Raw genomic sequence first — 11946 nt, 5'->3', positions numbered from 1 at the left:
GCATTATTTATTTTATAAAGCTATATTTCCAAACTACTTTTAACTTTTTTTAGCAGTTCTATAAACTCATTTCCTTCTGGATTTCTTTCCGCCTCTTTTTTTACATTCTCATCTAAATAAGCATAAAATGTTTTAAAATCTAAGTACGCTATTTGATCAATCTCTACAGCTGGGAATCCTAATTCAACTAAAACATGTTTATCATCTAACGGTCTTGGTAATTGCGCCATATCATAGTCGTCAAAGTCATTTTGAAAAAAACAAAAACTATTTCTTGCCCATATCCTTCTTTATTTGCAAACCATTTTAATGCTGTTTTTAAATATTTACCATTAATAAAATTAAAATAGGTTGATACTATTCTATCAATTTCAGCTTTATTACTAGCAATTTGATAACCTTTACTCATTTGTTTCCTCCTAAATTATTATAGTTGTATTAATCAAGTATAGGGAAAAAGTTTTTTATTTCGCCGGCTTCATTCAAATACTCTCTGAATTTCAAACCATTCGATGCTGGTTCTGCAACCTTGCCAGTCATATCTTTTTGAGTATTGGCTGCCTTTACATTCTTCAAATGATTCTTGGAATTACTTTCAAATTTGAAATTATTAGCTCCACTGATTTCTCGGAGTTATAAATTAATTTTAAATCTAGAAAAAGAAACGACAAAGTTGAATCGCTTCTTTCTCCAAAAAATTTTGCACACTAAATACAGTTAGCTTTTATTTGCTATCGGCAACTTGATTACTAGTCTTGTGAATGAGAGTCTTTTTTATTTAGCTTCCAACAATAATTTTATTCAAAATCTGGATGAACAATATCATTTACTTGAATAATATCTTTTCTAGTGTACTTGTAATTCAATAGTTTTTCCTTGCTAGGAAACTTAATTGTAGATATTTTATCAATATAGTATATATCTCCTTTGTCGTTGGAAACTTCTGAGACGTTCCTACTCCCAATTATCACATCTTTAATGTACGTTAAATTCTCTCCCGAATCATCTAATTTCCCAAATAGATAAATTTTACAATCGTATACTTCATTAATTTCCATGAAATCAAAATTTTTAAAACTAGTTACAGCTGAATCATCAAAACATAAATCAATTGTACTTGTATTTAAATTTATCAATTCTAAATTTCTTGTTGCAACTGATTCTTCTATAGAAATTAGTTTATACATGAATTATCCTCCTTATTTAATTATTTACTTGGATAAAAAAATCAATAGTCAACTGTTGAAAATCAATAAAAAAGAAAATCCACAATGTCATTAATATTCAAAGTGGATTTTCTAATCATACATATACAATCATTCATTACTATCTACTAACCCGAAACTCTGCTTTAACTATTGTTTTATTCAATTTAGTACCTTCTAAATTCGAGTTGTAGATGTATTCTCCTCTAAACGTTCTTTATTGAATTTTCAACTGTAAAAGAAACCCTTTACCCTCAGAAGTTTCAGACAATAAATATATCATAATATCAGTGGCTCTTTTTTCTTGGATATAAAAAGTTGCGGATTTGTACTCAATGAACTGCACCAATTGATGGAACAAGCTTTGTGCCGCTTGATAGCTAAAATTTTTCATGTTCACATCTAAAGAAAAATAATTATTTATCGTTTTATCTTCTTTTTGAAATTTTAAATCAAAGCTAGAGATACTATCTTCTTGATATTCAAAAAAAGAATTTATTTCAGACCTTATCCCAATTTCATATTCACAATTAAGTGATTTCGCTAGATTAAATATATCAGCTTTATCCATGCATAAGTACCTTCTTTTTATTTATTTTCAAATCTTTTTTTAGCACCTGACAAATATGATTCCAAACTAAGATTGCATCCTCTGTTAGACTTTCTCTATGGCCGTGGACACATCGTAATCATCGCTTTATAAGTTGTCACTGCTTGTGGTTAACGCTGCGCCTCATCAACTTCGTAAGCCTAAATTTGATATGTTTGGATTATACTTTTTAAAATATTCTTCTTCTCATTTAATAGTAAAACCAGAACCTCTTCGGTTAAAAACAGAGCTTTCCTTAACATAAATCCCTCGGGAATTCTGTATCTCTCTTTGAATTGTAAATTTTTATAAGTTAAAAGCTTTAATTCATCATAAATTAGTATATTCTTTTTATTTGTTGCTATAAAGCCTTCAATTATATTATTATCCAACAACTCTACTCCACTTTGTTTTTCGTCACTATAATACATCCTACCTTTTTCATCTCTAAAGACCTTTTCATCTTGATAATTACCTAATAAATATTGCTTATCCGTTTTACTAATTACTCGTCTCTTAATGATTTTGGTCTTCTCAAACGATAAGGTATACTCCATTAAATCCTCTTTCAAAATAAAATTGTCCCCATCCACAAAATAATAATTATCGAATATCATCGTATCTGTATCTATATTTTTTACTGTATGATTTAATAAATTCACAACATACAGCTTTTCATTTTCCGCATCGAAAATAACAACAAAATTATTCAGAAGTGATGTATAAAATTGATAAATCATAAGGCTTTCATCAATTTTAACATTACATTTTCTATTACATTCTTTGTCATACACAACTATCCCAGTATAGTTGTCATTGATAATTAAATAATCCTTTGTAGCTCCTATCTCATAAATATCATTCTCGGTAATAGTAATAGATTTTTTTATTAGCATATTATTTCCTCATTTCGGTAATCTCTTGGTTGGATCTGCTGTATTTGGAATTATTTCTCCTGTAACAGGATCCGCTTCTCCCAAGTGTTTTCCTTTTTTATCGTATACCTCTAAATGAGCTCTCCCTCCTTTATGCAAAGTATCCCTATGGTAAAATTTACCCGACTTTTCATAGACTGTCGCACCCTTCACTCTATTTTTTGTTTTCTTAAATGTTGCTAGAATTGTTTCTTTGTCCAAAGGTACTCTGTTATCTTTTATCCAAGGGGATATATCAGCTTTACTTTCATTCCCTTTTTGAAAATTAGAATACAAATCCATTGCATCTTTTCCAAAATTCATTGCTCCGCTGGCTGTTAGAACTGTACCCCCTATAACCATAGTCAATCCTACTACATTGGCCGGAACTCCTATTAGCGCTCCAATTCCCGTTGTATCTAGTGCTAAACCCGCGCCTCCGATTGCTACTCCTTCAATTATTGCACTGACTCCAAAATAAACACTCACTGTATCAGCAATTAGCCTGCCAACGTAATAACGGTTATCGTCGCCATATACTTCTTTATTTTTACCAACAGTTTCTATTAAGCCAAAAGTTAAATCGCTGGCGAAGCCGTCCACCACACCTGCGCCTATTACGGAGAGACCTTCACAAATAGATTTCATTGTTTTTTCTATACGAATAGCATTATTGACTTGAGCTTCTAACAGCTTATTAGCGGCTTTGACAACCTGTTTTTTTGTTTCTTTTGAAATTGTTTTGATTGCGCTTTTTGCTTTAGATATAACTTTTTTGCCGGCTTTTTTCACTGTTTGTACTTTTTTCTTCACGGTTTGTTTGACTTGGTTATATTTTTTCTGAACCACTTTTTTGGCTGTTTTGTAAACTTTTTTCGCCGTTTTCGTGACTTGTTTAATCGATTTCTTAGCTGCCTTCTTAAATTTCGTCACTGTTTTTTGGACTTTTTTGGTTACTTTTTTCACGGCGCGTTTGATTTTTTTTGTGGTTTTCTTGATGGCTTTTTGTACTTTTTTCACAACGCGTTTTACTTTTTCAACAGTTTTCTTGACGACATTTTTTACTTTTTTAACGCCTTTGCTTACTTTTTTCACGGCTTTTTTAGCTTTTTTGCTTGCTTTTTTGAGCCATTTTGGTATGTTTCCGCTTGGATCTCCGAATGACATTGGGTTGTTGACGCCGTAAATGTAGCGGTTTTGGCTACGGGGGTCGTCTAAGGCTCCTCTGTAATTATCGGCTTGTTGGAAACGACCGGTGTTTGTATCATAATTTCGGGCGCGTAGGTTTTGCGTGTCGCTTGTGTCGTGCATTTGCGCGCGGTAACCGATTTGATTCGCCACTGGGGCTGTCGCAAGTGCGGTGCCATAGTCGGTGTAGTCGTAGTCGGTATTTGTTTCGCCGTCTGATGTTGTTGCGATGTCGCTTAGACCGTTTTCGTGATAGCTTTCTTCGTCTGTACCGATTATTTGGTTGTCATCGCCAAAGCGGAAAGCGGTCTTGGTGGTGCTTGTTTCGCCGTCATCTGCTGTCGTCTCGTTAAGCTGGGCGACTTGGGTGTATTCTTGGGTTAAATCGTTAACGTAGCGAATGGTGTTTACTGTTTGGTAGCCGACTGTTTGATTCAGTTTCGTAGTGCGCTGGCTACTGTCACTGGCTTTAAGATTCGTTTTGCCTTGGATACCCTTTTTAGTAGTTGTATCTTTGCTTGCTTCTGCGTATGCTGGGCAGCCTTTAGACGTTTCTTTGGCGCGGGTTTCTAGTTGTCCCGCTAGTGTTGTTTTACCTTTTTGACTATCTTGGTCGTATTCTGTAATCCATTCACTGAGCGATCCTTTGAAGGACTTGGTTTTGTCTGTGATAGTTTGTTTGCCTATGCGATTACCAAATGCGTCATATGTGTATGTCGTCTGATTGCCTTCGTTGTCGGCGGATTGAATCAGTTGGTTTTCGCCATTGTACGTGTATGTTTCTACTTTACCACTTCGTAAGGCTTTTTTGGTAATGTTACCGTTTTTGTCATACGTGTAGGTTGTGTCTTCATCACCATCTGCTTTAATCATTGCAAGTGCGTTGTCATCGTCGTAATGATAGTCTTCGGTGGTTTTCTTACCGTTTTTATTACGTAATAGTTTGCTTCGGTTGCCGTTAGCATCATAGATATACGTAATTTTTTCGGTTGTTTCGCCTTTAGTTATTGTTGTTTCGGTCAGTTGGTCATCGGCATCATAGGTGTGGCTCTTGGTTTGTTTTTCGCCACTTTGATTGATGGTTTCTTTGGCTACATTACCGTTTTCATCGTAGTTGTAGTCAAATGATGCGATGGTTTCTCCGGCTTTATTTTTGGTGATGACTTGTTCGGTTTCGCCAGTTGCTGTGTATTTATAACTCGTCGTTGTGCCATTGCTGTAATGAATGCTTAGTGGCAAGCCGTTCGCGTCGTATGTGTAGCTGGTTTTCTTGCCGTCTGATTCGATTACGTCGGTTAGCAAGTTGGCGTCATTGTAGCGGTAAGATACACGCGTGTTATCTGGATAAATGAGCGCTGTTTTGCGACCGATTGTATCGTATTCGTATTTCAATGTTTCACCGTTTGCATCTTTGACTGATAGTACATCACCGAATTTGTTATAAGTAAACTCGGATGTTCCGTCTTTTGATGTAGCGGTTTTTACATCGTCATTGCTGTCATAGGTGTATTTGTAGCTACCACCATCAAATTGTTGCTCGACTAAATTGTTTAGTTCATCGTATTTATAAGTTGTTTTTTCACCATCTGGCTTGGTTTTAGACTTCAAGGAACCGTCTAGTTGGTATTCGTATTTTTCGGTTTTGCCTTCTGGTGTTACTTCTTTAACGAGGTCACTGCGATCATTGTAGCTATATTTTGTGACAAAACCTTTGGCGTCTTTGATTGACGTGACGTTATCTACTTTATCGTAAGTGTAAGTTGATTTTTGTCCTAGTCGGTTTTGTGCTGCTGTCATGCGATCTAGTGAGTCGTATTGGAAGCGTTCTTTGTTACCTTTTGCATCTGTTGTTTCGCTAAGATTCTCGTTGCCATCGTAGGCCATTTTTGTTGTGTGACCTTTGGCATCCGTAATAGAAGTTAGCAAGTTACGCGCATCATATTGGTATTTAGTTATTGCGTTTGTTGGGTCTTTGATGCTGATAACTTGGTCGTTTTTATTGTAACGATATTCTGTGCTTGCTGCGAGTGGGTCGATTTCTTTGGTCATGTTGCCTTTTTTGTCGTAGGTGTATTTGTAGACTTGGTTACCTGGGTCAATCATGGAGGTAACGTTGCCGACTTTGTCATATTGAATTTTAGTATCATTACCACGAACATCGCGCATTCCAGTAACTCGGTCCAGTTTATCGTACGTATAGCCGACAGAAAGTTTGTTAGGATACGTAATTTGAGTCATGCGCTGGGTATCGTCGTACGTGTAGCGCGTGATTCGACCTTGGATGTCTTTTTTCGTACTTTGTTGCCCAAATTTGTCATAAGTATAGCTGGCAATTGCTTTTTTCTGCTGATTATCACTTTCTTCGATAAGGTCGCCGTATTCGTTATACTTGTAGCTTTGTTTATAGCCAATCGGGTCCGTTTTAGATAAAAGTTGATCGTCTTTATCATAGCTATATGTTGTCGCATTACCATTTGCATCAAGTTCTTCGGTGATGTTGCCACGTAGGTCGTATTTAAATGTCGACGTAGTTCCATAAGGCTCTTTGACTGTCAAAATGTTATCTGCTTTGTCGTACGTATATTTCGTTGTGTTACCGCGCTTATCTGTTTCCTTGATAAGGCGTCCCGCTGCGTCATAGCTGTTCAGGAGTTTGAATCCAGCTGCATCAATTTCGGTTGTTAGGCGTCCTAATTGGTCATAGCCGAATTGTGTTTTATTTCCTTCTGCATCTATTTGGCTTGTTACTAAACCTGTTGCGTCGAAAGTTTGTTTTGTTGTGCCGCCATTTTCATCGGTAACTGCTGTGACATTACCATTAGCATCGTAGGTTACGCTTGATTTAGCACCCGCTGGATTCGTTGTCGTAATCAGCTCGTCGTTGCCGTTGTATTGGTAGCTCGTTGTTTCGCCTAGTGGGTTTGTTTCGGACAGCAAATTACCTTCTGCATCGTAATTATAAGTGTACTTGCCACTATTCGGTAAAACTTCGGATGTGATGTCGCCGCGCTTGTTGTATTCAATGCTTTGCGCTTTGCCTGTTGGGTTTTGTTGCTTCACTAGGCGATTGGCTGCATCGTATTCGTAGCTCGTTTTATTGCCTCGCATGTCTGTTTTACTGCTGACATTGCCGAATGTGTCATAGCTGTAGGATTCACTGCGTCCTTTGCGGTCAGCAACACGTGTTACATCACCAATTGCGTTGTATGTGTAGCTTTCTTTTTGACCTGTATTATCTTGTTGTTCTAACAATCTGTCCATTTTGTCGTAAGTGTAAGTTGCTTTAGTGCCGTCTGGATTTTTTTGCTCAGTGACACGGTCCGCCATATCATAACTATAAGTAGTTTTTCGGCCTAGCGGATCGGTACTTGTTGTCAGATTTCCACGATTATCGTAATCGTAAGTTGTTTTGTTTCTCAGAGCATCAATAATTTCAGAAACTTCGCCTGTTTTTGTGTAGTGATAGTTTGTTTCGTTGCCGTACGGGTCTATTTCTGTAATTAAATTACCATTTTTGTTATAGCGATATTGTGTGATATCGTTTGTTGGTGAAATCTCTGTTTCAACTAAATTGAGCGCATTATAGGTGTATTTTGTAGTGTTACCTTCTGCGTCCGTTTGGCGAATCACGTTACCTGCATTGTCATATGCCATTGTTATAGCGTGGCCATTACCGTCTGTGATTTTTGTGACATTTCCATCTGCATCGTATACATAGTGCGTCTTTTCGCCAAGCTCGTCGGTTTCGATTTGTACTTGATCGACTTTGTCAAAACTATAACGTTTCACGCCACCAGCTGCATCTTGTTCGGAGGTTACGCTGCCATTCTCGTCGTAAGTATATGTCGAAACACGCCCGGCTTCTTTTAATTTTGTCGTGTTTCCGTTCGCATCAAATTCGTATGTCTGAACGTTGCCAGCTTGATCGACGAAGCGTGTAATATTATCCATTGCATCATAGCTGAATTCTTCGGTTGTGCCATCTGGATACGTGATTTTCGTGACATTTCCATCTGCATCATAGGCATAATTTGTCTCATTGCCGAGTGGGTCTATTTCTTTAGTTTTATAGCCTGATTTTGCATCATATTGATAGCTTGTTTTTTGACCATCTTCGGTTTCTTCGGATAATTTTTGACCAAGTGCATCATAGTGATAGGTAATATCCGCACCATCCGCCGCAGTCACTTTTATTTGCCTATTTAGCGCATCATAACTAAATTTCTCCGTGTTGCCGAGTGGGTCTGTTTCACTAATTTTATTGCCATTTCCGTCATATTTGTATTTTGTCACCCCGCCGAGTGGATTCGTTTCCTTAATCACACGGTCAAAAGCATCATATTCAAAAGTAGTGCTGTTGCCATTCAAATCAGTTTCGCTTATCTTATTGCCGTTTGTATCATAGGCGTAAGTCATCGCTGCGCCATTTGCGTTCCACTCACGCACTAGCTCGCCGCGTGCATTACGTTCATATTTCTCTGACTTGCCATTTGCGTCTGTAATACTACTCAACATCGACAAACTATCATAGGCATAGGTTGTTTCGTTGCCACGACCATCTGTTACTTTTGTCGGGTTTCCTTTGGCATCATAGGCAGTCTTTGTTACCGCGCCATTCGCATCTGTTTCTGAAACTACTTGACCGTCTTCATTATGCGTAAATTTTTGTACCCCTCCGTTTGGTGCAGTTATTTGCACAACATTGCCTTTGGAATCGTATGCGTAGCTCGTTACGCCGCCACGGCTATCTATTTTTCGGATTAATTGGTTTTTCGCGTCAAATTCGTTCGTTTCTGTTGTTCCGTCTGGATATACTGTTTTCGTCAGGTTTCCATTTGCATCATTTTCAAAAGTAGTCGTATTCCCCAGCTGATCTACAGAAGCGACTAACTGATGCTGGTCGTTATATTTATTTTCTGTCGTCGTATCATCGGCATACTCAATCTTTGTCGTTTGCAAGCGGTCATTAAAATAAACTACTTTCTTATTGCCATTGAAATCGGTTGTCGTTGTTTTTCCGGACTCATATTTCAGTGTGGCAGTATTGCCTTCTCCGTCTGTCTGTTCCGTTACCCGACCTTCCGCGTCAAATGTATTCTTAATTAATAAATTCCCATCATTATCTTTATAAGATGTCATATGGTGTTCTGAATCATACTGGTAGGTAATTGCTTTCCCAGTTTGGTCCACCACTTTCGTTAGGTTTCCATCTTCATCATATGAATAAGCCAATTTCCCGCCATCAGGTAATACAATCTCCTTCAAGTGTCCATCCGCATCCCATGCATACTGCAACACTTTTCCAGAGCCAGTGACCATTTTCACCAATTCACCATCAGCGTTATACGTATAATTCGTTACATTTCCAGCCTTACTTGTGACTTTTAAAAGTTGACCGTTCGCAGCAAAAAGAGAGATGTTTCCTGTTTCTAAATCCACAACCTCAAATTCACGCGCGCCGTCTTTATTCACTTTTTTCGAAAGTTCAAGTGGCTCATCTTCCTCTATCTCAAAAGTTCCGTCTGACTGCTTCTCAAAGAACACACTCCCACCATCTGAGCGCGCCAACATCACTGCACCGTCTTCTAAGAAACCTAACTGGTCCGTCAAATTAAAGGTCCAGTTTCGTCCCATTGGGCTGTCTTTACCTTGAGCCATCGAATTGTATGTCCGCGTAATCGTCTGCTGCTCATCGAAATCAAACCATTTCGCATCTTCCATATTATAAAGCAAGTTCCCACTATCAAAATTAATCGGTTCATAGCCAAAAGTACAATGCTTGCCGCGCCCTATAGCTAGCGCATCAAGTCGCATTTTATCTGCCGTATCGTAATTTCCCGACTGATAGGCTTTACCAGCGTTTTTTTGCGGATTCCGAATAAACACTACATTCCCTTGAACGAGCAATTCATCCTTCATATTATTATCCAGCATAAACTGCGACCGCTTATTAGCAATCCCGTAAAATTTCAGTAGACGTGGCAACGAGTCTAGCCCTGTCACCTTATAAATCTGGAACGTATCATATTTCTTACTTACCGATTCATTTCCATCCTTAATTTCCGCTTCCACTTGATACAAATGATTCTCTTTCAAAACACCTTTTAAAAGTAGTGTGTTTGTCTGCCAGTTACTCATCAACTCGCGGTATTCCTGCGTTTCACTATTTAGCTTTGGATAATTCGGGAATAAATAATCTCGACCAATCGACGGATCTGTCCCGCTAAATGTTACCTTTTTATTATCTGATGTATCGATAATTTTATAATTAATCTTTGCATCAGGACGACCCACGCCATCCATTCCAAGTGCTGTAAAATCAAGTTTTCCATCATTATTCGCGCTGACAAACGGGCGCAAATAGAGCTTCGTATCCTTGAGTGGCATATCCGCATCAATCGGCGGACGCTCGCGGTGCTTAAATACCACATATGGCGACTCGCTCGTCACGCCAGATTTAGGCGCAGCAAATATATCAGCTTGCGAATATGGCATTTCAAAAGAATTCACTTTTGCCGTTTTTACAATCACTCCGTTGTTTTTGCCGCCATTTACCCAATCCTTCGCAACGTTTGTAATATCAAAGGAAATACGTCGATTCGCATCATCAATTTTCCCAATATATGTCTCTTTACCGTCTACGTTTGCAGGTGGACCATACGGAAAACCAAGACTTTTAAATTTACCATATGTTAAATCATCAATATTACCAACGTCTTTTGTAATTCCATGCACTTCAAATAAACGCTTCACAACGTTTCCTTTACTATCTTTGGCACGGTCTCCCCAGAAGCCTTGCGTCCCTCTTCTATAAAGCGACAACTCCGCCGATTCAATTTCACGGTTTGTGCCAATTTTCTTAATTTCACTATCAGGTACTTTCACCACACCATACGTAATAAAATGGGCTGCCCCCTCCGTTCCAGAGTTATTCCCATCATCATAGCCGATATACATGTATGGCTGAAAAGAGTACGCCACATCATCTCGGTACTGACGCAAACTAGTAGCCTGAATTCCATTTGTAATTTTTGTGCTCACAAATGAAACAGCGACTTTAGCTAAATTACCCGTCACTTTTTTCGTACTGAGCTTCGCGACTTGCAACTGATAGCCGGTCTCCGTTTTCACCGTTTTCGCGGTTAACGTATCAATTACAGATCCCGTTTCATCTTCTAAAACTGGGCTTGGAATCGCACCAATTAGGTCTTCACCGCGGTAAATTAAAGTCGCCGCACGTTTTTCATCGTCTTTCAAGGTCACGTCATCCGGAACCGTCAAATCAAATGTAACCTGCTGTTCCGAATCGTCTCCCGCTTTCACATACTGCCCGAGCTCCATCCCAAAACTGTCCGCCTCCATCGTAAACGGTTCTGTCTTAGCATCTTCACTCGCATACATAATTCGGTTATCCTTCGCTACAACCTGTTCCAAATCAGCCTCGCCACTTGGACGAACTGCCACATTTGCACCATCTAATTTAAGCGTTGGCATCGCATCTTCCGTCACCACTTTTGGCGTCGTAATTTCTCTAGCCGTTTCATTTGCCGACCATGTTTTTTCGCCATCTTTTACTAGCGTGGCATCAAAATCTTCCCACTTGCCATCGTCGTTCTTGAAATGTACTGGTTCCGTAAAATAATATGTTTCTCCTTCACCAGTTTCCTTATTTACAAAGGTCTTCGTATTTTCCGTCCGTTCCGCAACTGCCTCTTCCATTCCAGCAGTTGATGCCTCTTCTGCCAAAGTTTCTGTCACATTTGGCGTCTCTGCATCAAATAAACGAACCGCATCTGCGTTTTTATCACTTAAATCCTCATCAAGTGTTGTATCTTTCGGCGGATTCTCATCCTTTAATTGCTTCTGCGCATCCTCATTTAAGTCTGCCACAGTCACCTTATCTTGTGAGGCTAATTGTTTTCCATAATAATTTCCAAACTCACTTTCCGCGTTCACCGCACCTTGCACAAATTGCCACGGCAGCATCGGAAATAAAAGTAATGTAACCAATAAAATCTTTATGCCCTTTTTCATATGTAATCTCTGTCTC

7 protein-coding genes are annotated in these 11946 nt (G+C 38.6%); all 7 read right to left on the bottom strand.

Features of this window, described 5'->3' with window-relative positions; genetic code table 11:
• Positions 1-20: 20 nt before the first annotated feature.
• On the bottom strand, positions 21-230 hold the full coding sequence (locus HCJ30_RS14300; protein ID WP_260444425.1) for a hypothetical protein: 210 nt from the start codon (positions 228-230) through the stop codon (positions 21-23).
• Positions 206-409, bottom strand: a complete 204-nt coding sequence (locus HCJ30_RS14295) for a hypothetical protein (RefSeq protein ID WP_260444424.1) — start codon at positions 407-409, stop codon at positions 206-208. Before HCJ30_RS14295 ends, HCJ30_RS14300 begins: the two co-directional genes overlap by 25 nt.
• A gap of 29 nt (positions 410-438) precedes the next feature.
• A complete protein-coding gene (locus HCJ30_RS08655; protein ID WP_260444423.1) occupies positions 439-576 on the bottom strand; it encodes a hypothetical protein in 138 nt (45 codons plus the stop codon).
• Positions 577-797: 221 nt separating this feature from the next.
• Entirely contained in the window at positions 798-1187 is a 390-nt protein-coding gene (locus HCJ30_RS08650) for a hypothetical protein (RefSeq protein ID WP_185391826.1), read from the bottom strand.
• Between the two features lie 235 nt (positions 1188-1422).
• On the bottom strand, positions 1423-1776 hold the full coding sequence (locus HCJ30_RS08645; RefSeq protein ID WP_185391825.1) for a hypothetical protein: 354 nt from the start codon (positions 1774-1776) through the stop codon (positions 1423-1425).
• 179 nt (positions 1777-1955) lie between these two features.
• On the bottom strand, positions 1956-2690 hold the full coding sequence (locus HCJ30_RS08640; RefSeq protein ID WP_185391824.1) for a hypothetical protein: 735 nt from the start codon (positions 2688-2690) through the stop codon (positions 1956-1958).
• 9 nt (positions 2691-2699) lie between these two features.
• Complete coding sequence (locus HCJ30_RS08635) at positions 2700-11930, bottom strand: RHS repeat-associated core domain-containing protein (protein ID WP_185391823.1); 9231 nt, start codon at positions 11928-11930, stop codon at positions 2700-2702.
• Positions 11931-11946: the final 16 nt, after the last annotated feature.

The organism is Listeria cossartiae subsp. cossartiae, from assembly GCF_014224155.1.
GTDB lineage: Bacteria > Bacillota > Bacilli > Lactobacillales > Listeriaceae > Listeria > Listeria cossartiae.
The sequence above is the reverse complement of the archived record's forward strand: the minus strand, read 5'-3'. Positions and strand labels throughout refer to the sequence as shown.